This window comes from Acinetobacter puyangensis (assembly GCF_900096995.1).
GTDB lineage: Bacteria > Pseudomonadota > Gammaproteobacteria > Pseudomonadales > Moraxellaceae > Acinetobacter > Acinetobacter puyangensis.
Genome location: NZ_OANT01000010.1, coordinates 24,172 through 50,547, shown reverse-complemented (window position 1 = coordinate 50,547; position 26,376 = coordinate 24,172). Strand labels below are relative to the sequence as shown.

The 26,376-nt window shown below is 39.1% G+C and carries 22 protein-coding genes; 17 read left to right on the top strand and 5 right to left on the bottom strand.

What is annotated here, in order from left to right; translation table 11 throughout:
- Positions 1-290 precede the first annotated feature (290 nt).
- On the bottom strand, positions 291-941 hold the full coding sequence (locus CRO21_RS14600) for a TetR family transcriptional regulator C-terminal domain-containing protein (protein WP_213064428.1): 651 nt from the start codon (positions 939-941) through the stop codon (positions 291-293).
- Positions 942-1,246: 305 nt separating this feature from the next.
- Between CRO21_RS14600 and rutA the strand changes: the two genes are divergently transcribed.
- The 6 genes from rutA (at position 1,247) to CRO21_RS14570 (ending at position 6,966) form a co-directional block, all read left to right on the top strand.
- A complete protein-coding gene (gene rutA / locus CRO21_RS14595; RefSeq protein WP_097080050.1) occupies positions 1,247-2,359 on the top strand; it encodes a pyrimidine utilization protein A in 1,113 nt (370 codons plus the stop codon).
- Positions 2,356-3,093, top strand: a complete 738-nt coding sequence (gene rutB / locus CRO21_RS14590) for a pyrimidine utilization protein B (RefSeq protein ID WP_097080049.1) — start codon at positions 2,356-2,358, stop codon at positions 3,091-3,093. Before rutA ends, rutB begins: the two co-directional genes overlap by 4 nt.
- Before the next feature lie 46 nt (positions 3,094-3,139).
- Positions 3,140-3,523, top strand: a complete 384-nt coding sequence (gene rutC, locus CRO21_RS14585) for a pyrimidine utilization protein C (RefSeq protein ID WP_097080048.1) — start codon at positions 3,140-3,142, stop codon at positions 3,521-3,523.
- 192 nt (positions 3,524-3,715) lie between these two features.
- Positions 3,716-4,252 carry an NADH-dependent FMN reductase RutF gene (gene rutF / locus CRO21_RS14580; protein ID WP_228150462.1) on the top strand — a complete coding sequence of 179 codons (537 nt, stop codon included), beginning with the start codon at positions 3,716-3,718 and terminating at the stop codon, positions 4,250-4,252.
- A 51-nt stretch (positions 4,253-4,303) separates the two neighbouring features.
- A complete protein-coding gene (locus CRO21_RS14575) occupies positions 4,304-5,638 on the top strand; it encodes a solute carrier family 23 protein (protein WP_097080046.1) in 1,335 nt (444 codons plus the stop codon).
- 335 nt (positions 5,639-5,973) lie between these two features.
- Complete coding sequence (locus tag CRO21_RS14570; protein WP_097080045.1) at positions 5,974-6,966, top strand: isopenicillin N synthase family dioxygenase; 993 nt, start codon at positions 5,974-5,976, stop codon at positions 6,964-6,966.
- 50 nt (positions 6,967-7,016) lie between these two features.
- On the opposite strand, the gene CRO21_RS14565 is transcribed toward CRO21_RS14570, so the two are convergent.
- Positions 7,017-8,102 carry a sugar phosphate isomerase/epimerase family protein gene (locus CRO21_RS14565; protein WP_097080044.1) on the bottom strand — a complete coding sequence of 362 codons (1,086 nt, stop codon included), beginning with the start codon at positions 8,100-8,102 and terminating at the stop codon, positions 7,017-7,019.
- A 164-nt stretch (positions 8,103-8,266) separates the two neighbouring features.
- On the opposite strand from CRO21_RS14565, the gene CRO21_RS14560 reads away from it, so the two are divergent.
- The 3 genes from CRO21_RS14560 (at position 8,267) to CRO21_RS14550 (ending at position 11,826) form a co-directional block, all read left to right on the top strand.
- Positions 8,267-8,983: an outer membrane protein OmpK gene (locus tag CRO21_RS14560; RefSeq protein ID WP_213064427.1), complete on the top strand. Its 717-nt coding sequence runs from the start codon at positions 8,267-8,269 to the stop codon at positions 8,981-8,983.
- Between the two features lie 509 nt (positions 8,984-9,492).
- Complete coding sequence (locus CRO21_RS14555; protein WP_097080042.1) at positions 9,493-10,848, top strand: solute carrier family 23 protein; 1,356 nt, start codon at positions 9,493-9,495, stop codon at positions 10,846-10,848.
- 102 nt (positions 10,849-10,950) lie between these two features.
- On the top strand, positions 10,951-11,826 hold the full coding sequence (locus tag CRO21_RS14550) for an NAD(P)-dependent oxidoreductase (RefSeq protein WP_097080041.1): 876 nt from the start codon (positions 10,951-10,953) through the stop codon (positions 11,824-11,826).
- Between the two features lie 48 nt (positions 11,827-11,874).
- Here CRO21_RS14550 and CRO21_RS14545 read toward each other — a convergent pair whose 3' ends face one another.
- Positions 11,875-12,540 carry a DNA-3-methyladenine glycosylase I gene (locus tag CRO21_RS14545; protein WP_097080040.1) on the bottom strand — a complete coding sequence of 222 codons (666 nt, stop codon included), beginning with the start codon at positions 12,538-12,540 and terminating at the stop codon, positions 11,875-11,877.
- Positions 12,541-12,717: 177 nt separating this feature from the next.
- On the opposite strand from CRO21_RS14545, the gene CRO21_RS14540 reads away from it, so the two are divergent.
- Positions 12,718-13,080: a DNA transfer protein p32 gene (locus CRO21_RS14540; RefSeq protein WP_097080039.1), complete on the top strand. Its 363-nt coding sequence runs from the start codon at positions 12,718-12,720 to the stop codon at positions 13,078-13,080.
- Positions 13,081-13,289: 209 nt separating this feature from the next.
- Positions 13,290-14,924: a vWA domain-containing protein gene (locus tag CRO21_RS14535; protein WP_097080038.1), complete on the top strand. Its 1,635-nt coding sequence runs from the start codon at positions 13,290-13,292 to the stop codon at positions 14,922-14,924.
- 292 nt (positions 14,925-15,216) lie between these two features.
- On the opposite strand, the gene CRO21_RS14530 is transcribed toward CRO21_RS14535, so the two are convergent.
- The gene (locus tag CRO21_RS14530; RefSeq protein ID WP_097080037.1) at positions 15,217-15,717 is read right to left on the bottom strand and encodes a DUF4442 domain-containing protein; all 501 of its coding nucleotides are present in this window, start codon (positions 15,715-15,717) and stop codon (positions 15,217-15,219) included.
- Between the two features lie 125 nt (positions 15,718-15,842).
- Here CRO21_RS14530 and CRO21_RS14525 point away from each other — a divergent pair, with 125 nt between their 5' ends.
- The 6 genes from CRO21_RS14525 (at position 15,843) to craA (ending at position 23,409) form a co-directional block, all read left to right on the top strand.
- On the top strand, positions 15,843-16,715 hold the full coding sequence (locus CRO21_RS14525) for an alpha/beta fold hydrolase (RefSeq protein WP_097080036.1): 873 nt from the start codon (positions 15,843-15,845) through the stop codon (positions 16,713-16,715).
- A 161-nt stretch (positions 16,716-16,876) separates the two neighbouring features.
- Positions 16,877-18,325 carry a Na+/H+ antiporter family protein gene (locus tag CRO21_RS14520; RefSeq protein ID WP_097080035.1) on the top strand — a complete coding sequence of 483 codons (1,449 nt, stop codon included), beginning with the start codon at positions 16,877-16,879 and terminating at the stop codon, positions 18,323-18,325.
- A gap of 248 nt (positions 18,326-18,573) precedes the next feature.
- Positions 18,574-19,188, top strand: coding sequence for an OmpW/AlkL family protein (locus tag CRO21_RS14515; RefSeq protein WP_097080034.1), 615 nt, complete (start codon positions 18,574-18,576; stop codon positions 19,186-19,188).
- Positions 19,189-19,359: 171 nt separating this feature from the next.
- On the top strand, positions 19,360-19,704 hold the full coding sequence (locus CRO21_RS14510; RefSeq protein WP_097080033.1) for a lysozyme inhibitor LprI family protein: 345 nt from the start codon (positions 19,360-19,362) through the stop codon (positions 19,702-19,704).
- A 98-nt stretch (positions 19,705-19,802) separates the two neighbouring features.
- Positions 19,803-21,740, top strand: a complete 1,938-nt coding sequence (htpG, locus tag CRO21_RS14505) for a molecular chaperone HtpG (protein ID WP_097080032.1) — start codon at positions 19,803-19,805, stop codon at positions 21,738-21,740.
- A 439-nt stretch (positions 21,741-22,179) separates the two neighbouring features.
- Positions 22,180-23,409, top strand: a complete 1,230-nt coding sequence (gene craA / locus CRO21_RS14500) for a chloramphenicol efflux MFS transporter CraA (protein ID WP_097080031.1) — start codon at positions 22,180-22,182, stop codon at positions 23,407-23,409.
- Positions 23,410-23,637: 228 nt separating this feature from the next.
- Here the strand turns inward: craA and CRO21_RS14495 are convergent, their stop codons facing one another.
- Positions 23,638-26,196, bottom strand: coding sequence for a TonB-dependent receptor (locus CRO21_RS14495; protein WP_097080030.1), 2,559 nt, complete (start codon positions 26,194-26,196; stop codon positions 23,638-23,640).
- Between the last annotated feature and the right edge of the window lie 180 nt (positions 26,197-26,376).

Below are 26,376 nucleotides of genomic sequence, written 5' to 3'. Positions count from 1 at the left end.
AAGCCTGAGGATAAGATTGATTGGTTTTGGCAACTTTTTGAAGATGCAAATCCTCCAAAGGTGAGTTATTATTTAACCGAAACTGGCTTGGAATTAGTTCCACATTTTTTGATATTTACACAATGGATTGGACAAAATATTGATTATATTCAAAGTGCCCAACGGAAATATAATGCAAATAAAGATTAGATAAGAAATATTTTAATATAAAAAAACAATTGCTTATTTGGATTTTATTTTTTATCAAAAAGATTAAATCTCAACAATCCCTTATTTTTGGAACAGTAAGATTAAACTGCTGTTCCATCTTTAATGACTAAACTTTCGACCAGCAATTGCAGTGTTGTGGCTTTGGCATCTTGTGCAAAGACTTTATTGGACAAGCTCTTGCCGCTCACTGCTTCCACTTGTGTCGCGAAATCAGAATAATGTTGTGTCACTGCCCAAATATGAAAAATTAAATGCATGGCAGAAATCGGTTTTAGTTTTCCCGCAGCAATCCATGCATCGATTACTGCAACTTTTTCTTTGACCAACGCTTTTAATGGGCCCTTTAAAATCTTGGTTAAATGCGGAGCGCCCTGAATAATTTCCAGCGCATACAATTTAGATGCTTCCGGCATTTTTTTCGACAGCTGATATTTTACATCGATATAGTGACTAAGTGCCTGTGCAGGTTCTTGTTCCAACTGGATATCATTTAACGGTGCTAGCCATTCCGTTAGTACATGAGAAAGTACAGCGGTATATAACTCATCTTTACTGTCAAAATAATAAAACAGATTGGATTTGGACATGTCTGCCTCTTGGGAAATTTGCTCCATACTTGCCCCGGTTAAACCATAGAGCGAAAAAACTTTTAATGCAGCTTGAATAATCAGTTGTTGTTTTTTTGAAATGGATGATTTGGCAATAGTTTGCTTTTTTATGGTCACGGTCATGATGGGTTCATAGCCAATAAAGGTGTACGTATCATAGCAAAAACGGCTTGCGCTGTCATAAATCCATACTAAAAAAAGGACTTTATTTTTTGCATAAATTGCACATGAATTGTGCGAAAGGTGCTTTTTTGGCGCACTTGGTTTGACCATGTGGTCAAAAAAATAAAGCATATAAAATTATATAAATATATGATAGATATCATTAAAATTAATTGGCATGAGTATTGCTTTAATAAAAATATAGCGAAATATGAAGAATGGTTTTAATCCATTTACTGAAATGTATTTTTAAAGAGAGGTGCAACATGAAAGTTGGTGTATTTTGTCCAATTGGAAATAATGGCTGGTTGCTTTCGAAAACAGCACCGCAATACAAACCGAGCTTCGAATTAAATAAAGAGATCGTACAACTGGCTGAACATTATGGTTTTGACTTTGCCTTGTCGATGATCAAACTGCGTGGTTTTGGTGGTGAAACAGAATTCTGGGATTATAACCTTGAAACCTTCACTTTAATGGCTGGTCTGGCAGCCGTAACGTCCAAAATTCAAATTTATGCAACAGCGGCAACACTGGTGATGCCACCTGCGATTGTGGCGCGTATGGCGTCTACCATTGATTCAATCTCAAATGGCCGTTTTGGTTTAAATGTGGTCACAGGCTGGCAAAAACCGGAATATAGCCAGATGGGCATGTGGCCGGGTGATGAATATTTTGGCAAACGCTACCAATATTTATCTGAATATGTGCAAGTGTTACGTGATTTGTGGGCATCCGGACATTCCGATTTTAAAGGTGAATTTTTTAAGATGGATGATTGTCAGGTCAAACCGATTCCTCAGGCAGACATGAAAATTATTTGTGCCGGTCAATCTGATGAAGGTCTGGCATTCTCGGCAAAATATGCAGATTACAACTTTGTCTTTGGTAAAGGCTTAAATACACCCACTGCCTATGCCGGTATTAATGATCGTTTAAAAGCTCAAACCGACAAAACCGGACGTGATGTGTCAACGTATGTTCTGTTTATGGTGATTGCTGACGATAGTGATGAAAAAGCATTGGCAAAATGGCAGAACTATAACGATGGTGCAGATATGGATGCCATTCACTGGTTACAAGATCAGGGGGCCAAAGATACCAAATCCGGCAGTGATACCAATATTCGTCATATGGCATCGAGTGTTTCTCCGGTCAATATCAATATGGGAACTTTAGTGGGTTCTTATCAAAAAGTTGCTGCCATGCTTGATGAAATTGCAGAAGTCAAAGGGACCGATGGCATTTTATTAACCTTTGATGATTTTGTGCAGGGCGTAGAAGATTTTGGCAGCAAAATTCAACCACTCATGAAAAGTCGTATAGATGTAGATAGTCCGATTCCAAGTCAGGTTGCCAATCTGGAGAAAAGCGCATGAGCCATATAGAAACTTTACGTGCCGATTTCACCCCTGAATCTGCACCTGTCCTTAGTGCTGTACCAGAGTCTTTACAGCTCGATCCGAAACAAACCGCATTAATCGTGGTGGATATGCAAAATGCCTATGCCAGTCTTGGTGGTTATCTGGATCTGGCTGGTTTTGATGTATCGACCACCAAACCAGTGATTGAACAGATTAAAAAGGCGATTGATATTGCGCATCAAGCTGGTATTCAGGTGATCTTTTTTCGTAATGGCTGGGACGACCAATATGTCGAAGCTGGTGGTGCGGGTTCCCCCAATTTTCATAAATCCAATGCCATTAAAACCATGCGTAAAAAACCTGAATTACAAGGCAAATTACTGGCCAAAGGCGGTTGGGATTATGAACTGGTCGATGAATTACAGCCAGCCGAAGGTGACATTGTAATTGATAAACCACGCTATAGCGGTTTTTTTAATACTTCGCTCGATAGTGTGCTGCGCGCCCGTGGCATTCGTAACTTGCTGTTTACTGGGATTGCCACCAATGTCTGTGTTGAATCCACCTTGCGTGATGGTTTCTTCCTTGAATATTTTGGGGTTTTACTCGATGACGCATGTTATCAGGCCGGTCCGCGTGAAGCACATGAGGCCACCTTATATAACGTCAAAACCTTTTTCGGCTGGGTATCTGATGTGTCCAGTATGCAGCAATGTTTTGTGAAAACCACACAAAGTTCTGCGGCCTAACATATTTTTTCATATTCAATTATTGCTTAAATTTTGGAGAACGATCATGGCGAAAACAGTCATTATCCCGGAAGGTACTGGAACACCTTTAGCCCCTTATGTCCCTGCAACCTTGGCTGACAATATTGTTTATGTCTCAGGTACGCTGCCGTTGGATGAAAATAACGATGTGGTCTTTGTTGGAGATGCCGCAGCACAAGCTCGATATGTACTCGAAACCATAAAAAAAGTGATTGAAACCGCGGGCGGTAGCATGGATGACGTGACTTTTAATTCGATCTTTGTCAAAGACTGGGCGGATTATGCTGCCATCAATCAGGTCTATGCCGAATTTTTCCCCAATGATAAACCTGCTCGCTATTGCATACAGTGCGGTTTGGTTAAACCAGATGCATTAATCGAAATTGCATCAATTGCACATATTGGATAAATCTGCCCATTCACTATGTTGGAAACAATAAATCGCCAGACGCAAGACAATTGTATGGTGCTTTGAGCAGGATTGACTGGGTGAGTCATCAAGTCATGGCTATACAAGTCTTGCGGATGCAAAGGAGATAGATCAATGAATTCGATTGTTCAGGCCAGAAATTTGACAGCACATACAGCGCAATCAAATCACATGGTGGCTAAAGTGGAAAAAGACCTCAACGCAGGTGCAAAACCCGTGTTATCTGACACCCAGCAATTGTTTAGAAATGCCATGAGCAATCTGGCTGCTGCTGTCAATATTATCAGCACTGATGGCGATGCTGGGCGTGCGGGCTTTACCGCTTCCGCAGTATGTAGTGTCACGGATACACCACCAACGCTCTTGGTGTGTTTAAACCGCAATGCATCGGTCTATGAAATCTTTAAAAAAAATCAGGTGCTGTGTGTCAATACGCTGGCTTTGGAACATCAGGATTTAAGTAATTTATTTGGTGGCAAAACCCCCATGGATGAACGCTTTGCACAGGGACAATGGCAAACACTGGTAACCGGTTCACCTGTATTACAGGATGCCATGCTGGCATTTGATTGCAAGGTCAACCAGATCACCAGTATGGGAACACATGATATTTTCTTTTGCGAAGTCCTTGAGATCCAGCAAAAACAAGGCGCTCGTAGTCTGATTTATTTTGACCGGGCATATCACCAACTCACTAAACATCACTGATTTTTTAATCCTGATCTTGGCAATGAATGAGTAATCTCGGGGTGGTACATAATGAAAGAAAGCTGGTTTGTAAAATGGCGACCTTATACTGGTGATATCGAAAAAACACCGGTGGCAATGAATGAATATTTACCCGCAGGACAATCTATTGTATTGGGACTGCAACACACTTTTGCCATGTTTGGGGCAACAGTGTTAGGACCATTATTGATGGGATTTGATCCTAGTTTGACGATGCTGCTTTCAGGTATAGGTACGATCCTGTTTTTTATCATTACGGGTGGACGCGTGCCCAGCTATTTAGGTGCAAGTTTTGCATTTATCGGTGCTGTTGTTGCTGTGACAGGCTATAGTGGTAGTGGTGGAAATCCCAATATTGGTGTGGCATTGGGTGGTACAGTTGTTTGTGGAATTTTCTACGCATTGATGGGTTTACTCATCATGAAGACGGGGTCAGATTGGCTGGAAAAATTATTACCTCCAGTTGTGGCGGGTGCCATCGTCATGATCGTGGGTTTAAATCTGGCCCCGATTACGATTAAGGGGATTTCAGATAATAGTTTTGATACATGGATGGCATTGGTCACTGTGTTATGTATTGGTAGCGTAGCTGTATTTACCAAGGGAATGCTAAGAAGACTGTTACTATTAGTTGGCTTACTATTGGCCTATTTTATTTATTTTATTACGGCCAATGTATTGGGTTTTGGCAAACCTATTGATTTTACGCCTATTGCAAATGCAGCATGGTTTGGTTTACCAACTTTACATCAACCTGAATTTAGAATGGATGCAATTTTATTGATTGCACCAATTGCCATTATTTTAATGGCAGAAAATTTGGCTCATTTTAAAGTCGTTGGTGCCATGACTGGGCAAAATATTTCACCTTATATGGGACGTGCATTTTTTGCTGATGGTTTTTGTACATCATTGTCCGGATCCGTGGGTGGTACAGGGTTAACCACCTATGCAGAAAATATCGGCGTGATGGCCGCAACTAAAATTTATTCTACTATTATTTTTGTTATTGCTGGTTGTTTTGCAATTTTATTGGGTTTATCACCAAAATTTGGTGCGGTGATTAGTACTTTACCTGCTGCGGTTTTGGGCGGAGCATCAATCGTCGTTTTTGGTTTGATTACCATTGCCGGGGCACGTATCTGGATTAATAATCAAGTAGACTTTACCAAAAATGGTAATATGATTGTTGCTGCTGTGACAGTTATTATGGGAACTGGTAATTATTCAATTCATATTGGAAGTTTTGATTTAGGTGGTATTGGAACAGCAACATTTGCAGCGATATTACTTAATTTATTTTTAAATCGAGAGAAAAATATAAAAGAATCTGTTCCGGAAGATTTTGATCTTAAAAAAGTATAAAGTCAATAATCTAAAAAGGCACTTTTAAATAAGTGCTTTTTTTATATTTTAATTTCTAAAGTAATAATATTTTTTGGTTGTGATTTTGCTTCAATAATGTGCAACTTGTATTTTTATTGTGCAAAATTAATTTATATATTAAAATTGTAACACTACTTTAAATTAAGTTTTATTTAATATGGTTTAAGTTTATAGAATTAAAGGAAATATTTTTATTATATTAATTGTCTATTTTTTATAAATTGGTTCGTTATTTGCTTATATATATTATAGCTTAAAGGTGAGATCTTTAATTTATTTAATATGATTGATTGAAGAGGTATAGGAGCAACGAAATGGGTATTCCAGTCATAGATTTAAAAGATGTAGATATTAATGATCCTGAAAGTGAGGTAACTCAAAAAGCTGTGAGAGAGCTATTTAAAGCTGCAACAAACTCAGGATTTTTTTATGTGAAAAATCATGGGGTTGGTCGTGATACGGTTACCAGACAATTTACTTTGGCGAAAAAGCTATTAAGTTTATCTGATGAAATAAAGCAAAAGTATAATGTAAGAAATTTCTTTGGTTTTAGGGGATTTGACAAAATTAATGGTCAGCAATTAGATCCAAATGCCAAACCTGATTTAAAAGAAGGATATTATTGTGGTAAAAATTATCCACAAGATCATCCATATGCGATTGCCAAATATCAAAATTATGGCCCAAATCAATGGCCTACTGAATTACCAGAATGTGAGTCCATTTGTCTGGAATATATCGATGAAATGTATAAATTATCAGATTTCATTATGAAATTATTGGCATTATCACTTTCTTTGCCAAGTAATTATTTTGATGCCTCAAGTCAGGATCCTATGGGGACTCTGCGTATGATACGTTACCCGTCACATCCAAAAGATGCAGATGAATTAACATTTGGAGCTGGAGCACATACAGATTGGGGCTCGGTCACTATTTTAGCTCAGGATCAGATCGGAGGGCTGGAAGTTTGTATGCCTGATGGAACATGGGTAAAAGCTTCTCCAATTGAAGATACTTTCGTGGTTAATTTAGGGGATATGATTCCAAAATGGACCAATGGTCTATATCATTCAAATCCGCATCGGGTCAGAAATGTCTATTCAAATGGTGAATATAGATATTCTATCCCATTTTTTTATGAACCAGATTACCATGCTGTGATTTCGCCTGTACCCGGAACACTTAAAGAAAATGAGATTCCAAAATTTGAGCCGTGTACTGTTGGAGAACATTTAGAGCAAATGTATAATCGCTCTTATAAGAAAGCAGAAGAATCAATGGCCAAGAAAGCTGCTTATTATTAAAAATAAAAGAAGAGTTATTTTAATCCAAGATTAAAATAACTCTCAAAGTTTTACAGTCTATACTGTTCTACAAATTGATTTGAACTTTTATCTTTTTTCGCTTCATAAATGGCTGCTCGTTCTGCATAAATTTCTCTAATATATTGTGCAACTAAACAACTATCATTAAACATATTATACTTCCATCCCAAACCATATGACCATAAGTTAATATTATCGACAGTCATCAGCTTAATATTCGATAATGGGTCATACAGATAGTGATCAATTACTTTTCGAATAATTTCTTTGGTACAGGCTAATTTATGTGCATGCCAAAATTCTGTATGCCATTCTCCTGCTTTGGGTTGACTAAAAGGATATTGTATACTGCGCCCAGGCCTGTCATTTCCTAGACCATCCCAGGGGCAACTTTCTCCAGCCCACCAGTTTCTTGGACCATTTGGCACAGCAGGGCGTATTTGTGCCCAAGTGATTAATTGTCGATTTAGCCAATCATCGGCATAACTATTTGAATTATATGGGTCTAATTTCATAATCGCTTCATTATTACCTCTGAAGCCGGAGGTAAATATTTCGATTTCATTTTCAATCTTAAAAATACAATGGCTATAGTCCATTGCCATATTAAAACGCACACCTTTACTTTCTACAATATCTGCGACTTGAAGCACGCGTCGATAATCTTCTGACCAGTTATCGACATGATTTTCGAAAGTAATGGTGATTCCTTTTTTATCGGCATATTCATAAAAGTGCAGATATAATTCTGCAACTTGATCGTTAGAGATATAGGTCTTGTTGATATCTTTGGCAGAAAGCATAACGTTATGATATTTTGCTCCCACGGCATGAGTCAGTTCGATATTTTTCTTAAACTCATTTTTTTCATTATCGCCTAATGTATATAATCCATAACCAGAATAAATGGGAAGGTTAACATTTTGACTTGCTTTAATGTAAGCATCAATTTGTTGTTCATTAATTGGAATATGATCTAGAAAATCCCAGACTTCAGAATCTTTTAATAAGTTAAATTTTTCTTCAATAGTTGGTTCAATCAGAGAAACAGGATTTTCTATTGAGGAAGATTGTATTCCAAGACCAGCACATCCTAATGGAAACATTTTTTTCATGTCACACCTTAATGATTTTAAAATGGATAATTAACGCAGTAATAGATAAAGCAATAATAATACCAATTTTTTATTTTTAAAATTTGACCATTTGGTCAAATTTGGCTTATTTTTTGCTTTTGTAAAATGGCAAAAAGCAAACTTTAAATTAAGAGGGTATGTTAATGAAAAAACTGAGTCATATATTATTTTCTACTGCTATTTGTTATCTACCAATAGCAGCACATTCTCAACCAATCTGGCAAGATTTTAGTATTACAGGTTTGTATGGGACAAATTATGAACTCACACCAGATGAAAAGCAGACAACAGTAACCTTTGAATATGCAGCCAAATTAAAATATGGTGATTTTTTTGGTTTTGCTGATCGTACTGAAAGTGGTGGACAAAAAGACACATATTTTGAGGTTTCTCCACGCTTAAGTTTGGGGGCTGTAAGCGGATATAATATGCAAGTTGGTATTTTAAAAGATGTATTATTATCAACAACATGGGAAGGTGGAGATAATATGAATAATTATCTTTATGGATTGGGTTTTGACCTTGATATTCCCTATTTTCAATATGCCAGTGTAAATGTATATCGTGCAAAAAATGATTTAACTACTGATGATTGGCAATTAACTTTGACATACGGTGTACCATTCAAGTTAGCTTCAGAGGATTTCTTGTTTGATGGTTTTCTGGATTGGTCGACTGAAGAAGATGATCATGAAAGTGAAATGAACTGGACTAGCCAGTTAAAGTGGAATGCTGGGAAACATATCTCTCCAGATACCAAGTTATATTTGGGGATTGAGTATTCACACTGGACCAATAAATATGGTGTACCGGATAAAGATGAAAGAAATGTCAGTGCCTTAGTGAAATATCATTTCTAACATTGTTTAATCCAAAAAAGATAGAAGATTTAATATTCTTTTGTTATGAAGTGATTAAGTAAAATATTGAATTAATTTTAGGCATGAAATATCTCATTATTCCATGCTTTATTTCTATGCTTGCTATTTTGGGTTAAAAATAGCAATAAATCTATTATTTATTGAAAACGAAATTATATTAATGATCTATTATTGTGCAATATGATTTTTTCGGCTCAAATTAGAACAATTGGTCAAATATTTTTATTGATTAATTTATATAACTATATGATAAATATATTTATAATTTTGGCATATTTTATGCTTACTTATTTATAAAATTGCTTGTAGTTGGTATTGATATAATAGACATATGGAAGAATGTATAAACTATATTGTTCTATCTAATGAAGTTGTCATTTATATCCTAAATTTTTATGAAATTATAAATATTTAGCTTCAATATTATTCTATCTGCTCTAAGCAATCCTGATCTTGGCAATGAATGAGTAATCTCGGGGCGGTACATAATGAAAGAAAGCTGGTTTGTAAAATGGCGACCTTATACTGGTGATATCGAAAAAACACCAGTGGCAATGAATGAATATTTACCCGCAGGGCAAAGTGTGGCTTTAGGGTTGCAACATGCGTTTGCCATGTTTGGTGCAACTGTACTGGCACCCTTGTTAATGGGATTTGACCCTAGTTTAACTATGTTTATTACCGGGATTGGCACCATCTTATTTTTCCTGATTACAGGTGGTCATGTACCCAGTTATTTAGGTTCAAGTTTTGCCTTTATTGGTGCTGTTGCTGCGGCAACAGGCTATGCCGGGGCAGGCAGTAATCCCAATATTGCCTTGGCCTTAGGCGGTACCATTGTTTGCGGAATTTTATATGCGTTGGTCGGGATCATTGTGATGCGTACCGGCACGCAGTGGATTGAAAAACTCATGCCACCTGTGGTCACCGGGGCAATTGTCATGATCATTGGTTTGAATCTTGCGCCCGTAACAATTAAGGGTGTATCTGGCAATACTTTCGATACGTGGATGGCATTAGTGACCGTCTTAAGTATTGCTTCGATTGCTGTGTTTACCCGAGGCATGGTTCGTCGTTTATTGCTTTTGGTCGGGTTGGTGATTGCCTATATTTTGTATTTCATAATGGCAAATGTCATGGGACTGGGCACGCCTATCGATTTTAATGCGATTTCTAATGCAGCATGGTTTGGTTTACCCAATTTTCAAGCCCCTGTATTCGATAGCAAAGCGATTTTATTGATTGCACCAGTCTTCATTATTCTGGTTGCTGAAAATCTGGGCCATTTTAAAGCCGTCAGTGCCATGACAGGACAAGACATTTCACCGTATATGGGACGAGCATTTTTTGCCGATGGTTTATGTACCAGTCTGTCTGCTTCTGTCGGTGGCACAGGCATGACTACCTATGCCGAAAATATTGGGGTCATGGCTGCCACCAAAATTTATTCGACCATTGTTTTTGTGATTGCCGGTGCATTTGCAATTTTACTGGGTTTATCGCCAAAATTCGGTGCTTTAATTAGCACTATTCCTGTGGCAATTTTGGGTGGTGCATCGATTGTTGTCTTTGGTTTGATCACGATTGCAGGCGCACGAATCTGGATTAGCAACCAGGTCGATTTTAGTCAAAATGGCAATATGCTGGTGGCTGCGGTGGCGATTATCATGGGCACAGGCAACTATGCTTTACATATTGGCAGCTTTGATCTCGGTGGGATTGGTACGGCAACTTTCGCTGCGATTTTAATGAATCTGGTATTTAATCGTGACAGTTTGTCGAGCAAACCGAGTACTGGGGTGACTGCGCCTTTATCTTCGCCTGCTTCACCTCTAAAAGAATAAAAACACTGATTTAGCTGTCCTGTTTATCTTTCCCCAGGAGAGATAAACAACAGTTATTAATATCTAATCTCTTCTTTTTATTTATGTTTAATAGGATTTATTATGGCAATTGAATCGGTGGCATTTATTGGTTTGGGCGCAATGGGTTGGCATATGGCAGCCCATTTACCCAAAGCATTTTCCGATGTTCGGGTCTGGAATCGTACATTTAGCAAAGCAGAGCAACATGCGCAACTTTTTTCTACGACAGCAGTTTCACTGCAACAAGCGGTACAGGCCGATGTGATTTTTTCCTGTTTGCCAACCAGCCAGCAGGTCGAGGACATTATTGCGCAGGCGCCGCCAAAGGCAGGAAGTATCTGGGTGGATTGCACCAGCGGTGAACCACAGTCTGCTCAAAAACTGGCACAGAGTTTAAAAGCACGGCAGGTTGCTTATCTGGACGCACCTGTATCTGGTCAAACTATTGGAGCAGAAAATGGTACGCTGACAGTCATGGTCGGCGGTGATGCCGAAGCCTTAGCGATAGCCAGTGTTGCGATTCAGCCTTTTGCTGGCATGATCGAATATGTCGGACAAAGTGGTGCGGGCTTTGCTGTAAAAGCGGTGAATAATATTTTAATGGCCGTGAATTTATGGTCATTGGCCGAAGGGATGTGTAACCTGAAAGCACAAGCTGTAGATTTAAATGCTGCCTTAAAATGTATCAATGCCTCAAGTGGACAAAGTGGTATTTCCCATAATATTTTTGCCCAGCGGGTTTTGAGTCAGGAATTTCCACTGACATTTGCCCTGAATCTGCTGGCAAAAGATGCAAAAATTGCCACGGATCTGGCCAGTGATAGCAATACAGTGATGCCGGTTTTACAATTAACCCAGCAATTGTTGCGTTCTGCCAGTAACAGTTTGCCGCAACCCAGTGATTTTTCCAGTGCAGTAAAGTTATTGGAACAATGGAATCAGACGCAATTAAATTGATGATTTCATATTAAAGTGACTTGAGTCATAATGGCTTAAGTCACTTTTTTAATCAGGTCGTGGAAAAAAGCGTTGTTGAACTGCAAAGCGTTGCGGTTCAACCTGTTGATAACAAAAACAGCTTTTATCATGATGGTTAAACATACCGACTGCCTGCATATAGGCATGAATAATAGATTGACCGACAAATTTAAATCCCAGTTTCTTGAGTCGCTCCGACAAATACCAACTACGTAGCTGATCCAGATCATAATCGATTAATTTTGCATGACGGCGCACGGCGATTTGATTAAGAATTTCTGCCTTGCTATAAAAAGCATGTTGCCATAGCCAAAAGGTCATGGCAGACAATTCGGTATGGGAGTTTAAGCTTTCAAATTCGGTTGTATATTTTAGCCAGAGGCGGGCATTCTCGCGGATTGCCAATAGTTTGCCATGGTGGCGGATAATACCGGCATCAAGTAATATCTCTTTGATTTGTTCATCAGAAAAATTGGCAATTTGCTCAATTGGATATTGAAAAAAATAATGTCGATAATTTTCACGTTTTTTTAATACCATCCACCACGATAATCCGGCCTGTTGTCCTTCCAGACAAAATTGTTCAAACAACGCTTGATCATCAAGACAAACCTGTCCCCATTCTTGATCGTGATAGCATTGATACAGGGCTTCCTGCGAGACCCAAAAACATCGTTGTGGTTGTGTGGTCATGATCCAATCAAATCTTTTTACTTATGTCCACGATACCTGAATTCCTCCTAATTTGCTGGCCTGAAACGTTACAAAACCGCATTCATTTATGCACAAATATACGACTTAATTTTAATCTTTAAACGCATTGTTCTTTTAATATGACAGTAGAAAATATCTCATCAAGGAGAAAAGGGAATGAATAAAGTGATCCTTCCTGTTTTGGCCAGCATTATTACCAGTAGCGCATTATTGGTTGGCTGTGCCAGTGCAACTCCATCACAAAACCGTATTGGTGCAGCCGCAGTCGGTGGTGCATTAGGTGGTGGTGTAGGAAATCATGCTGGCGGTAAAGTCGGTGCAGCCGCAGGTGCCGCGGTCGGTGCTGGTGTTGGAACCAATACACAGGGCAGTTCTAAATCCGGCACAACCAAAAGTGCAGTGGGGGCAGGTATTGGTGCAATCGTCGGTGAACATATCTTTGGTGGTGATAAAGGCGCAGCCATTGGTGGTGCAATTGGCGGTGGCGCAGGTGCTGCTATTGAGGAAAATCGTCGCTAAGGCAAGCTCAATCGGAAAAAGCTTATCGAGGTTATGATAGGCTTTTTTCATATCTGCATCATGTCTTGTATAATGTGCGATAAAAGATATTGAGATCAGGAACAAGAAGGATTTTTCAGTATTTTGTTACGCTTGCAGATGTACTGGAATGTAGCAGTCATTTCAAGCGCGTTTAAAATAAAATTTACAAGCATAAGTAGAGTATAAAAATGAAACAGATCAATCTAAGCATACTGGGTTTAGTGGGTATAACGACATTATTCGGCTGTTCTACAGCACAGCATCCAACGGGTGTAAATGCTGAAATTGCGCCGCCTTCTATACAACCGACCGGATTATATACCACTCGGCTGATGGCAACGGAAACTAAGCGTATTGGAATTTTGCCACCTCGACCTGTGCCGTCTTCCAATGCCAATACTCAGCAATATGAAGATAAAATAGATAATCCGATTAAACGTGTGGCGGAGCATCCGGTATCGACCTTTTCAATTGATGTGGATACTGGCTCATATACCAATGCACGACAAATGATCTGGCGTGGACAGAAGATTATGCCGGAAGGGATTCGCGCCGAAGAATTTATCAATTATTTTAGTTACGATTATCCGCAAAGCAATCAAAATCTGCCTTTTAGCACCAACACTTTATTCACCACTGCACCGTGGAATAAAAATCATCAATTATTGCGAATTGCTTTAAAAGCGCAGGATATCAAGGCACAGCATTTGCCAGACACCAATCTGGTGTATCTGATTGATGTATCCGGATCAATGGCCAGTGAAGATAAATTGAATTTGGTGAAAACTGCCTTACTGGAAATGGTTGATCAATTACGCCCACAAGATAAAATTTCGATTGTGACCTATAGTGGCAAAGAGGAAGTGGTTTTATCCGGTGTTTCGGGGAGTGATAAACACACCATCAAAACTGCGATTAGTCGACTCACTGCCGCCGGCTCTACCAATGGCGAATCGGCAATTCAAATGGCCTATCAACAGGCAGAAAATCATTATCTTAAACATGGTATTAACCGTATTTTATTATTGACCGATGGTGATTTTAATGTCGGTGTCAGTGATACCAAAACCTTAAAACAGATGATCGCTACACATCAACAAAAAGGCATTGGCTTATCCACTATGGGCGTGGGTAATTATCGGTTTAATGATGGGCTGATGGAGCAATTGGCGGATGCTGGTAACGGAAAATATTCCTATCTGGATTCACTCGGCGAAGCCCGTAAAGTATTGATTCATGAAATGAGTTCGACGCTTGCCAATGTCGCCAATGATGTAAAAGTTCAGGTTGAATTTAATCCGGCCTATGTACAGGAATATCGTTTGTTGGGTTATGATAATCGTCAATTGGCGCGTGAAGACTTTAATAATGATCAGGTTGATGCAGGGGATATTGGTGCTGGACATACGGTTACAGCATTGTATGAAATTGTCCCGGTTAGTGCAAAAGCAACCCTTGATCCGCTACGTTATCAGGCTGATGCTAAAACTGTACAGGGCAGTAAAAATGGTGAAATCGCCTACCTGAGATTGCGTTATAAACTGCCGCAGCAGACACAATCAAAACTGATTGAACAAGCGATTAAACAAAATAGTCTGGTGCCATGGGAGAAGGCGGATCAGGATCTTTATTTTGCGGTCGCAGCCTCACAATTTGCCTTTAAGCTGCAACAACGTAAAGATATTCCTGTCATGTCGTGGCAAGAGATTATCCGCATGGCAAAAGCGGGTGCAAGCGCAGATCAGTTTGGACAAAAGCAGGAAATGATTGGCTTAATGCAAAAGGCACAATTGACTTATCCTGATCGCAAGTCAGAGAATTAAAGGTGATCATCAAAGCGTATCAGATCAGTTCTATACGATTTTCTTTGTACACGACAAAATTAAATAACTATATGATTTATATATTTTTATTCCAATCCCCCTAAATCCCCCTTTGGAAAAGGGGGACTTTCCACGAATCATATAACATATTGATTTCCTTGCGGCGTACACGCCTCATCCTCCTTTTCAAATGGGTGAGTGGCAATGCCACGCAAGGAGGGATTTTTTATAAATCAAAAAATTTTTGTCGTGTACAGAGACGATTTTTATCATCTTATGTTTATTTTTAGCGTTATCGTGATTTAAATAATGAACGCGAGGCTGTGGCTTTTTTGCGGCGTATATAGATGGTCTTTTCGACTTCGGCGATACGCTGTCCGGTTTCATCGATAATATCCAGTTTATAAATCCGTAGAATGGGGGCGTTATTGGCGCAAAGATACTTGATATGACGAATCTCTGCTGCATCAATGCGAATCTCGGCATATACCGTGCCTCGACTCGGTGACAGAAAATTAATCGTGGCCGATTTATCCCAGACAATATATTTGTTGCCTAATAAATGCAGGAGTAACAACATATAAAAAGGATCGACCATGGCATACAGGCTGCCACCAAATTGTACACCGACAATATTACGGTTTTGGCGAGTTAAGGGCATTTTTACCCGCACATATCCCTGATTTAAATCCAGTGTATCGACACTGATGCCTGCCCCACGAAACGGTGCATAGCGATTGATCAGAAGTTTGGCAATACCCGGTAGGCTTTTTACAGTTCGTAGAATGTCCATAGGGTCAATTTATCTCATGATGTTTTTAATCATACTAGAGCATGATGTTGTAAAAGCATTGGTGCAATCTACGCTGAGTAGGGTGGATTGAGTCAATAGTATCTATTTTAGAAAAGGTTGTGGCCATGACGTTAAAACAAGAATTTTGGGTAAATACCACGGATCAGCAAAAACTTTATGTCAAAACATGGGGTGATGAGACATTGCCACCCTTGGTTTTGGTACACGGTTATCCAGATAATCAGGAAACATGGGAACCGATCATTCCTTTTTTAAGTGATCAATTCTATGTGATTACTTATGATGTTCGTGGAGCTGGTCATTCCAGTGTACCTGCCAGCGTCAAAAGTTATCGTCTACCGCAGTTGGCTGATGATCTGGAAGCATTGGTGAATCAGGTGATTCCGGATCGGTCCTATCATCTTGCTGCACATGACTGGGGTTCCATCCAAAGTTGGGAGTCTGTGACCGAACCACGTTTTCGCGGCAAGATTTTGTCGTATTCTACGATTTCCGGCCCTTGTTTGGACCATGCGCAATTTGCATTGGCCAAATTGCGTAAAAAAGATCCGGCCAAGTGGTTAAAATTATTAAGTAAATCCTGGTATATCGGGATATTTCATTTACCTTTGCTGGCACCGACATTTTGGCGTTTTTCCTCAGAAAAATTTTGGCAAAAATTTCTTGCCAGTTTAGAAAGACAGCAAGGTTTACCGACCAATTCCAATATCTCTAGAGATGGTCAATTTGGGGTACAACTCTATCGTGCCAATTTTTTACCGGCTTTGACAAAACCGCGGAAGCGTTATGCACAGTGTCCTGTACAAGCCATCGTATTAAAATATGATCGTTTTGTCAGCCCAGACTATATTGCGGAAATGCCAAACTGGGTCGAGGATTTTAGTCAGGTCGAAGTCGATGCCAATCATTGGGCGATTTTGAGTCAACCGGAAAAAATTGCCAACTACATTGCGACATTTGCACAAAACTATCATTAAAAAATATTGGTTTTTCCCGAGCAGCAATAAGGTGCTCATGCCTGATTCACATTTTAACCCTGATATTTTCAAGCAAATATCAGGGTTTCTTTGTATAGCCGCTATCATCGGCTGGTTTTGGGCTGTTAGAATACCGACTTTTATTTCATCTTACGATTCATATGAATGCAGTAGTTGTCGCCATTGCAGTGATGTTTGCACTCTCATTGGCAAGAGTTTCGGTTGTTTTAACGTTGGTTGTGTCTGCAATTATCGGTGGACTGGTTGCAGGATTAAGCCTGTCGGACACTGTTCAGGCCTTTAATGCCGGTCTGGGTGATGGTGCAGAAGTTGCGCTGGCTTATGCAGTATTGGGGGCTTTTGCGCTGGCATTGTCCAAATCCGGTTTGCCGGATTTACTGGCGCATAAGTTGATTGGGATTCTCGGGATGGAAGCCAGTCAGAATCAGGCCACCAAGGTAAAATATTTATTGCTGGGTATTTTATTAATTTCTGCCATTTTCTCACAAAACCTGATTCCGGTTCATATTGCCTTTATTCCGGTTTTGGTGCCGCCTTTACTTAAAGTGATGAATCATTTAAAGCTTGATCGTCGTGCAGCTGCCTGTGTTTTAACACTGGGACTGGTCGGGACATATATCTTTTTACCTGTCGGTTTTGGTGCGATTTTTCTCGAACAAATCCTGATGGGAAATATTAATAAGATTGGCGCAGCCTATGGTTTGCATGTCGATCGCTGGATGATGCCGGCCGGTATGGCAATTTCGGTTTTGGGTATGGTGATCGGAACCTTATTTGCAGTTTTTGTCACTTATCGTAAACCACGTATTTATCAGGATCGGGAAATTAAACCGGTTACGACAATTGACTTGGATAAACCGCTTCGTGCCACGGCCCAAGATGAGCAACATCAACAGGCTCATCTACAAAACGACACACTGCAACAGGATGCCGAGGAATTAAAACAGGAAGCGCAGGATGTACCCAAGATTTCCAAAAAAGTCATGTTGATGGCGATTCTGGCAATTGTACTGACACTGGCAGCCCAATTGTATTCTGGCTCGATGATTCTGGGTGGCTTGGTTGGTTTTGCGATACTTTCTACTGCGGGTATTTTTAAGTGGCAACAGGCCGATGATGTCTTTGTACAAGGCATGCGCATGATGGCATTGGTGGGTTTTATCATGATCTCGGCAGCAGGTTTTGCTTCGGTCATGACACATACCGGTGATATTAATCAACTGGTCAATGGTGTGGTTCATTTGATTGGCGATAATCATGCACTGGCGGCATTTCTGATGTTGTTCATTGGTTTATTTGTGACGATTGGGATTGGTTCCTCTTTTTCCAGTGTACCGGTACTTGCGGTGATTTATGTGCCTTTATGTGTACAGTTCGGCTTTTCTCCTTTGGCGACTGTGGCATTGATTGGTACTGCGGCAGCGCTGGGTGATGCCGGTTCTCCCGCATCGGATTCGACACTCGGACCAACAGCTGGTCTAGGTGTGGACGGACAACATGATCATATCTGGGATACGGTAGTGCCGACATTTATTCATTTTAATATTCCGTTATTAATATTTGGCTGGATTGCAGCCATGATTTTATAGTCTAAAAAATCAGTTGTAATAATATCGTTGCATCAATATAAAACATATTAAAATAGTAGGAATTTAAAGTAGATTGATTTGGTTGGTTTTAATATCCAACCAAATTAGTAAAATTAATATAAAATGTTTAAAATCATCATATTATAAATAATGTTAAAAAATGTATATAAATATGCTTGCAAGGTATAAATATGTGGGTTTATGATTAACCCAAGATAAGTTTTTTATTTACTTTAAGGTGCTTTAAAATGTTAAAAAAAGCTCTCATCACTGGTTTGTTAGTGGGTATGTCTTCTGTTGCCATGGCGGGTCCATGGACTGTTAAAGTCGGTGCGAGTGTATTAGTCCCTGATTCTGATAATGGAACACTGGTGGGTGGTGCCGTGCATCCAGATGTATCTACTGAAGCGAACTTTACACCTTCTATTGAATATGCTTTTGGCGAAACACCATGGTCTGTTGAATTGTTGCTTGCTGCACCTTTTAAGCATGATGTGAAATTACCAGAAGTAAACTCTACAGCCACATTTAAACATTTACCGCCAACTATTACTGCTAAATATAATTTTAAAAATTCATCTCGTTTTACACCTTATATTGGTGTAGGTGCGACTATTGTAGTGCCTTGGGATGAGAAAGTGTCAGGTGCTTTAGCTGGTGCAAAATTAGAAGCAGATGAAAGTTATGGTGTTGCTGGACAAGTTGGTTTTAAATTCCAACCTGCTGATGCGAAGAACTGGGGTGTATATGCGGATGTACGTTATGCACAAGTTGAATCTGATCTAAAATTAAATGGTGACAAGATTGGCACTTTAGACGTTAATCCTTGGATCTATACATTAGGTTATAGCTATAACTTCTAATCATGTCTTAAAAAATTAGGTCAATTTGCCTCGCTGAATGCGGGGCATTTTTATGCAGATATCTTTTTTACATAAAGCATAATAAGTACAACGATTAACAGTATAAGTTCAAAATTTCTATGATTAGACTGGTAAAACGACAAAATAGAATAAAGTTAAGAAGGTTTAAAAATGCGTACCATTGGTTGGGTTAGTTGTATATTTCTATGTTTTTCATCAAGCAGTTTCGCAGCAAGTTTCGACTGTAGTAAAGCCAGATTGGCAACCGAAAAACAGATTTGTCAGGTCAGACAGCTGAACGATGCGGATGTAAAAATGGCAACGGTGTACAACATTGTTTTAAGAGCTGTCCCGATGGGCAGCCGTGATGCCGAGAAAGGGCTACAATATCAGTGGCTCAAACAAAGAAACCAATGTGCTGCGAATACTGGATGTATTGCTAAGGCCTATCAGACACGACAAACGCATCTCGATGAAATCATCAATCAACGGGTGCTGAGTCAGGGACCATTTTAAAATTAAATAAAATTTTTTGAATTTGTATATTGAAATTTGCTTTAAAAACGCCATTGATTACTCAGACAAATACAGAGTTACAATTCAAGGAGTTATCAATGAGCGAACAAAATGCTACACAAGAACAGGCCGCACAAAAACATAGTTTTCAGGCCGAAGTTGCACAATTATTGCATTTAGTCACGCATTCTTTGTATTCCAATCCAGAAATTTTCTTACGTGAATTAATTTCTAACGCTTCCGATGCTTGTGATAAATTGCGTTTTGAAGGGATCAACCATCCTGATTATTATGAAAATGATCCAGATCTACACGTCCGTGTAAGTCTAGACAAAGACAATAAAACCATTACGATTTCTGATAATGGTATCGGTTTAAGTGAGCAGGAAGCCATTGACAATCTGGGGACCATTGCAAAATCGGGGACTAAGGATTTTATGTCCAAGTTAACCGGTGATCAAAAATCTGATGCACAACTTATTGGTCAATTTGGGGTTGGATTTTATTCAGGTTTTATTGTGGCAGATAAAATCACAGTAGAATCCCGCCGTGCGGGTTTGCCAGCCAATGAAGGTGTACGCTGGATTAGTGGTGGGACAGGTGACTTTGAGGTTGAGCAAATCAACAAAGCTTCTCGTGGTACCGATATTATTTTGCATTTGCGTGATGATGCACTGGAATATCTGGAATCCTATAAAGTAAAACAAATCATCAATAAATATTCCGATCACATCAGCTTGCCGATTGAAATGCAAAAAGAAGTTTGGCAGGAAGAGGACGTTGCCGAGGGAGAAGAGCCTAAAGGTGGTCAGTATGTAAAAACTGATGAATGGGAAGCTGTGAATTCTGCCAGTGCACTATGGACACGTAATAAAAATGAAATTAGCGATGAACAATACATCGAGTTTTATAAAAATCTGTCCCATGATTTCGAAGCACCATTGGCATGGACACATAACCGTGTTGAAGGGACGACTGAATATACGCAATTGCTTTATATTCCTAGCAAAGCATCACAGGATATTTTTACCCGTGAAGCCAAGGCAGGAATTAAACTTTATGTAAAACGTGTATTTATCATGGATGATGCGGATAATCTGATTCCAAATTATTTACGCTTTGTACAGGGTGTGATTGACAGTGCCGATTTACCCTTAAACGTGAGTCGTGAGTTATTACAGGAAAGTCGTGATGTTAAAACCATTCGTGAAGGAAATGCACGTCGTATTCTGACACTGATTGATGGTCTAGCAAAATCGGAAGATGAAAAAGATCAGGAAAAATTCAAACAGTTCTATAGCGAATTTGGTTCTTTGATCAAAGAAGGTTTGGGTGAGGATTTTGGTAATCGTGAGCGTATTTTAAAATTATTACGCTATGCAACCTCAAGCAATGATGAAATCAGTACTTCATTTGCAGATTACAAAGCTCGTATGAAAGAGGGTCAAAAAGCCATCTATTATGTGACTGCGGACAGTCTGGCGGCTGCCAAAAACTCGCCTCAGCTTGAATTATTTAAGAAAAAAGGCATTGAAGTGCTATTGATGGCGGATCGTGTTGATGAATGGGCCATGAATTTTGTGCATGAATTTGATGGTACGCCATTGCAAAACGTGTCAAAAGGCGCGGTTGATCTCGGTGATTTACAGGATGCCGAAGAGAAAAAAGCATTGGAGGAGGCCGCTGAACAATTTAAACCAGTGGTGGATAAATTAACCGATGCACTCAAAGATAAAACCAAAGAAGTTCGTGTTACAACCCGTCTGGTTGATTCACCCGCTTGTCTGGTCACCAGTGAAGGTGAACTATCGCCACAACTGGTCCGTATGTTAAAACAAGCTGGGCAGGCCATTCCGGAAACCAAGCCAACGCTAGAAATTAACCCTGAACATCCATTGGTGAAAAAACTGGAAAATTCAGCGCAATTTGACGATTTGGCCAACGTAATTTTTGATCAGGCGGTGATTGCAGAAGGTGGCTTACCCGAAGATCCGGCAGCATATGTTAAACGTATCAATAGTTTGTTATTAAAATAAACCTATATTGAGTTTAAAAAGCACATCATGAAATATGGTGTGCTTTTTTATGGTTTTTATTGTAAGATATTGATAATTTAAAATTTATTTATCATTATCTTATAATTGCAAGCAGTATCAAACAGTCATAATAAGCCATTTTTCGTGGAGTCATCAGCTTTAAAAAACTTGCTTTTATAATGGGAACTGATAACATTTTTGTAGCGCTTTAAGCATGCATAATTTTTCTCTTTTGATCATTTTGCTGTGATTCTATTTAAACACCTTGTGAATACGGTGTCTCGTTTCATCTGCCGATTATCTTAGGCAAATTTTAAAATTATCGCTTTACATCAATGTTATTTTGGACAGTGTTATGCTGGGAATCATCATGTTTGTTTAAACGCATGGGGTTATTCTGCCAGTACTGCATCTATTTATTTTTATAGTTTGAGCTTCCATGCAATCGATTCATGCACAACGATTAACGCGTTTAACTTTACTATTTCCACTGGCATTAGTGGTATTTGAATTTGCAGTCTATATTGGCAATGATTTAATTCAGCCGGCCATGTTAGCGATTACACAAGATTTTGGTGTGAGTGCGACTTGGGCGCCTTCGTCTATGTCTTTTTATTTATTGGGTGGCGCATGTATCGCATGGTTACTGGGTCCTTTATCTGATCGCTTGGGACGCAAACGTGTATTACTGGCAGGCGTCATATTTTTTACGCTGTGTTGCCTACTGATCTTACTCACACAGAATATACAGCAGTTTCTGACTTTACGCTTTTTACAGGGCATGGGCTTATCTGTGATTAGTGCGGTGGGTTATGCTGCAATTCAGGAAATTTTTGCTGAGCGTGATGCGATTAAAGTCATGGCATTGATGGCTAATATTTCTCTTCTAGCGCCTTTGCTGGGTCCTATATTAGGTGCATTTTTAATTGATTATGTATCTTGGCATTGGGGCTTTGTGGCAATTGCCAGCTTATCTTTTTTAAGCTGGTTTGGTCTAAAAAGTAAAATGCCCGAACCCGTGCAAAAGCCAATCAAACAACCTTTTGTCTATTTATTTAAGGATTTTAAGACGATCTATTCTGATCGAAACTTTTTGGGATTAACGCTTGCCTTACCTATCATTACCATGCCCTTAATGCTGTGGATTGCTTTATCACCGGTCATGCTGGTTGAGGCGTTAGGCTTTAGCAGTATGCAATATGGTTTGGCTCAGTTTCCAATCTTTTTTGCCCTTATCGCAGGCAATATTGTTTTAATCAAAATAATTGACCGTTTTCCTTTGGGAAAAACTGCTTTAATCGGTGTGCCGATCATGTTGTTCGGTACGTTATTCCTAATTTTTGGTGCGATCTGGAATAATTATTTGGTACCGTGTTTGCTGATTGGCATGGCGTTGATTAGTTTTGGTGAAGGCATTAGTTTTTCGGTGATGTATCGTTTTGCCTTGATGTCATCTAATGTCAGTAAAGGTACGGTGGCTGCGGCAGTATCCATGTTGTTAATGTTTAGCTTTTTTATTATCATCGAATTGGTACGGGTATTATATATGCATTTTCATATCCCAGCTTTTGCATGGGCATGTTTTTGCTTGATCGGATTATGGTTTATTTATCCACAAGTGATGTTAAAACGTACCATGCAGCAGCGTTTAAATGTAGGGCAATTTTAGTTTTGATTTAAAAAGGGAAAGATTAATTAGCAGCTTAAAGTATTACTTTTTGAATTATTGGTCGGTAATGGGCTTGTTCTGATTTTTTTTGTTCCTATATACTAAGACGTTTGAGAATGGGAAAAAGCTCATTTTATTGTGTAACTTTATGTAAGCTATAATGAATGCATTAATGTTAGTACTATGAGGGGCGGGGCATAATACAGTGCTCCGCCTTAATAGGAAAAATTAATATTTCGCTCGAAGTGTCAACATAAAGTTGCGTGGTTCGCCATACATCCAACGATTGGCTGCATAGCCCATACCTACAAAATAGTTGGTATCAAAAATATTATTCACATTTAATGAAATATTTAGGTCTGGATTAATTTTATAGCCTGCCTGTAATGAAAACACAGCAAAACCTGGATTATGTAAGTTTCCTTGACTATCATCTAGTGATGATTGTGCATTTAAGCCCCCACCTACAGTTAATTTCTCATTAGAGAAATCGTAGGTTGTCCATAGTTTAAAGGCATGTTTCGGGGTGCGTGGTGCAAAATTTTCTCCAACTTTATAGTCCCATTGACTGGTAGAGTTTGTTTCTAGGACTTCAGCATCAGTATAGACATAGCTGCTAATCACATGCCATTGATCAGTTAATTTACCCACTAGCTCTAATTCAATACCTTGTGTCTGTTGTAAACCACTGGCAATAGAGCAGCCATAAGAAGAAATACCATCTCCAGAACAATAATTATTGGGATAATGTGCAGGATTCATATCATTTGTTGCACGGTTTTTATCGCGGATTCTAAATATCGATAAGGCACTATTGAGTTGACCATCAAAAAACTCTCCTTTAATACCCGTTTCAACTTGCCAGCCTACACGAGGATTCAGAATTATGCCTTGCCAATCTTTGGCTGTTTGTGGACTAAAAATATCAGTATAGCTTGCATACCAAGTGAAGTGTTCAGTCAAATTCCAGACCAAACCACCATATGGGGTAAATTCCATATCTGCTTGAGCTGTTGATTTCTCCCAATCACTGGCATTTAATAAACCAATTCCACGACTTTTTGCATCATAATTACTCCATCGACCACCTGCAATTAAAGTTAAAGGATCAAGCAATTTGTATTTTACGACAGCATAAATACCTGATTTTGTTGTTTCTGTTTTGGTGCGGTTTAAGTCAGGGCTAGGGATATCATCGGCACTGATATGTGGATTGATAAAACTGTCAGAATCCCACCAGGAAGAACGATCATCATTGTCATAATTTGAACTACCGCCTGTATTCTCAACCGCTTGATTCCAGTTTGCACCGAGTACGAATTGATGTGTCCGATTAAACAGGTCGAAATCTCCTATTAAATTCAGTTCGGTGCCAATAAAGTCATTTTTTGATTTTTCTTTATAGCCATAATAACTCGTTAAGCCAGTCGAGGCATTTGGTGTAGTTGCCAGTCCCATTTGAGTATCTAGCTCATTTTTTTGATATACCGTAGACGATTTAATTTTCCATCCATTACTGAATTCATGGCTTAAGTCAATTAGACTCTCTAATTGTTGCGGTACTTTGGTTTTATTCCATGACGCGCCTAAATAGTTTTTACGGGAAAATCCACCACCATGCGGTGGCCAGCCGTAAAAAGGTATACTATCCATTTGGCTATAGTTTGCTGCAACGGTTAAAAGTGTTTTATCCGTTAAATCCGCTTCTACAATGGCATAAGCTGTATCACGATTTTCCTCAGCATGATCATAAAAAAAATCTTTATCCTGATGGGTTAGGATCATTCGTCCACGCAGAGTTCCAGACGAATTCAAGGCATTACCCACCCCCACACTCACACGTTTATTGTTCCATGAACCATAGGATAAATTAACAAATCCTTCTGGCTGTGTGCTTGGACGGCGGCGTACCATATTAATCACACCACTGGGGTCGCCGCTACCTTCAAGTAATCCTGTCGGGCCACGTAAAACCTCAATACGATCATAAATTTCCATATCTCGTGTGGGCGAAATCGTATAGGAGTCACCTGCACCGACTGACATGCCATCTTGTTGCTGTAATGCCGTATAACCACGCATTTGATAGCCTGTTTGAGCAAAGGCGCCATTTGAGGTGACAGTCACACCTGTTGCTTGTAACATTGCTTCTTTTAAATTGGTAATATTTTGATCATCTAATTGTTTGCGGGTCATCACAGAAATAGATTGTGGAATTTCTCGTATAGGTTGTTCAAACTTTCCGGTTGTTGTTGCGCGTGTTGTATAGGAATTAGTCCCTTCTGTTTTAGTTATATTTTCAGCCACCACAGTTATCATTGGCAACTGTACGGTATCACCATCACTTGCTATGTCCCCACGGTTACCACTTGCAATGACATCAATATCTTTTAACTGGCCCATATCACGGGCTTGGGGTTGATGCTGTTTTTGCTTTTCCACGAGGACATACCCAGAACCAGATTTTTGTATCTGAAAATTGGTATTTTTTAAAATTTCGGCAAAACCTTGTTCAAGTGTATATGATCCTGATAAACCTTGATTTTTGATATTTTGTAATTGATCAGAATTCATGGAAATCGTAACATTTGATTGTAAGGCAAATTGACTCAAAGCCTGGGCTAATGTTGTCGCCGGAATTTGATAATAATGAGCAATTTGTTCGGCAGCCAAAAGCTGTGTGCTATATAACCCAGTTCCCGTAAATAAAGCAAAATGAATTGACAATACCAATGGTTTTAATAAGATATTTTTTGAAACGGAATTACTGCGTAAATGATTAGACATGATCGTCCCCGTCAACAAAGATTAAAATTTCTGTTCTTACATAGACTTTGACGGGTGAGTTTCCCAATCAGGACATAGAAAAGTAAAAATAATTTATAATTTTTTTAATTAATTGAATTTCATATCAATATTATTTTGGTTGCAAATGTGTGTCTGAATGAATATGAGATTGATAAAAAG

Bases quoted from the DNA above. Each gene is read 5' to 3' on its own strand.
- rutF (WP_228150462.1), top strand. From the start codon at position 3,716: ATGGTGGCTAAAGTGGAAAAAGACCTCAACGCAGGTGCAAAACCCGTG.
- CRO21_RS14575 (WP_097080046.1), top strand. From the start codon at position 4,304: ATGAAAGAAAGCTGGTTTGTAAAATGGCGACCTTATACTGGTGATATC.
- CRO21_RS14550 (WP_097080041.1), top strand. From the start codon at position 10,951: ATGGCAATTGAATCGGTGGCATTTATTGGTTTGGGCGCAATGGGTTGG.
- CRO21_RS14545 (WP_097080040.1), bottom strand. From the start codon at position 12,540: ATGACCACACAACCACAACGATGTTTTTGGGTCTCGCAGGAAGCCCTG.
- CRO21_RS14555 (WP_097080042.1), top strand. From the start codon at position 9,493: ATGAAAGAAAGCTGGTTTGTAAAATGGCGACCTTATACTGGTGATATC.
- rutA (WP_097080050.1), top strand. From the start codon at position 1,247: ATGAAAGTTGGTGTATTTTGTCCAATTGGAAATAATGGCTGGTTGCTT.
- CRO21_RS14510 (WP_097080033.1), top strand. From the start codon at position 19,360: ATGCGTACCATTGGTTGGGTTAGTTGTATATTTCTATGTTTTTCATCA.
- CRO21_RS14540 (WP_097080039.1), top strand. From the start codon at position 12,718: ATGAATAAAGTGATCCTTCCTGTTTTGGCCAGCATTATTACCAGTAGC.
- CRO21_RS14600 (WP_213064428.1), bottom strand. From the start codon at position 941: ATGACCGTGACCATAAAAAAGCAAACTATTGCCAAATCATCCATTTCA.
- CRO21_RS14535 (WP_097080038.1), top strand. From the start codon at position 13,290: ATGAAACAGATCAATCTAAGCATACTGGGTTTAGTGGGTATAACGACA.
- CRO21_RS14515 (WP_097080034.1), top strand. From the start codon at position 18,574: ATGTTAAAAAAAGCTCTCATCACTGGTTTGTTAGTGGGTATGTCTTCT.
- CRO21_RS14530 (WP_097080037.1), bottom strand. From the start codon at position 15,717: ATGGACATTCTACGAACTGTAAAAAGCCTACCGGGTATTGCCAAACTT.
- craA (WP_097080031.1), top strand. From the start codon at position 22,180: ATGCAATCGATTCATGCACAACGATTAACGCGTTTAACTTTACTATTT.
- CRO21_RS14565 (WP_097080044.1), bottom strand. From the start codon at position 8,102: ATGAAAAAAATGTTTCCATTAGGATGTGCTGGTCTTGGAATACAATCT.
- rutB (WP_097080049.1), top strand. From the start codon at position 2,356: ATGAGCCATATAGAAACTTTACGTGCCGATTTCACCCCTGAATCTGCA.
- htpG (WP_097080032.1), top strand. From the start codon at position 19,803: ATGAGCGAACAAAATGCTACACAAGAACAGGCCGCACAAAAACATAGT.
- CRO21_RS14520 (WP_097080035.1), top strand. From the start codon at position 16,877: ATGAATGCAGTAGTTGTCGCCATTGCAGTGATGTTTGCACTCTCATTG.
- CRO21_RS14570 (WP_097080045.1), top strand. From the start codon at position 5,974: ATGGGTATTCCAGTCATAGATTTAAAAGATGTAGATATTAATGATCCT.
- CRO21_RS14495 (WP_097080030.1), bottom strand. From the start codon at position 26,196: ATGTCTAATCATTTACGCAGTAATTCCGTTTCAAAAAATATCTTATTA.
- CRO21_RS14525 (WP_097080036.1), top strand. From the start codon at position 15,843: ATGACGTTAAAACAAGAATTTTGGGTAAATACCACGGATCAGCAAAAA.
- CRO21_RS14560 (WP_213064427.1), top strand. From the start codon at position 8,267: ATGAAAAAACTGAGTCATATATTATTTTCTACTGCTATTTGTTATCTA.
- rutC (WP_097080048.1), top strand. From the start codon at position 3,140: ATGGCGAAAACAGTCATTATCCCGGAAGGTACTGGAACACCTTTAGCC.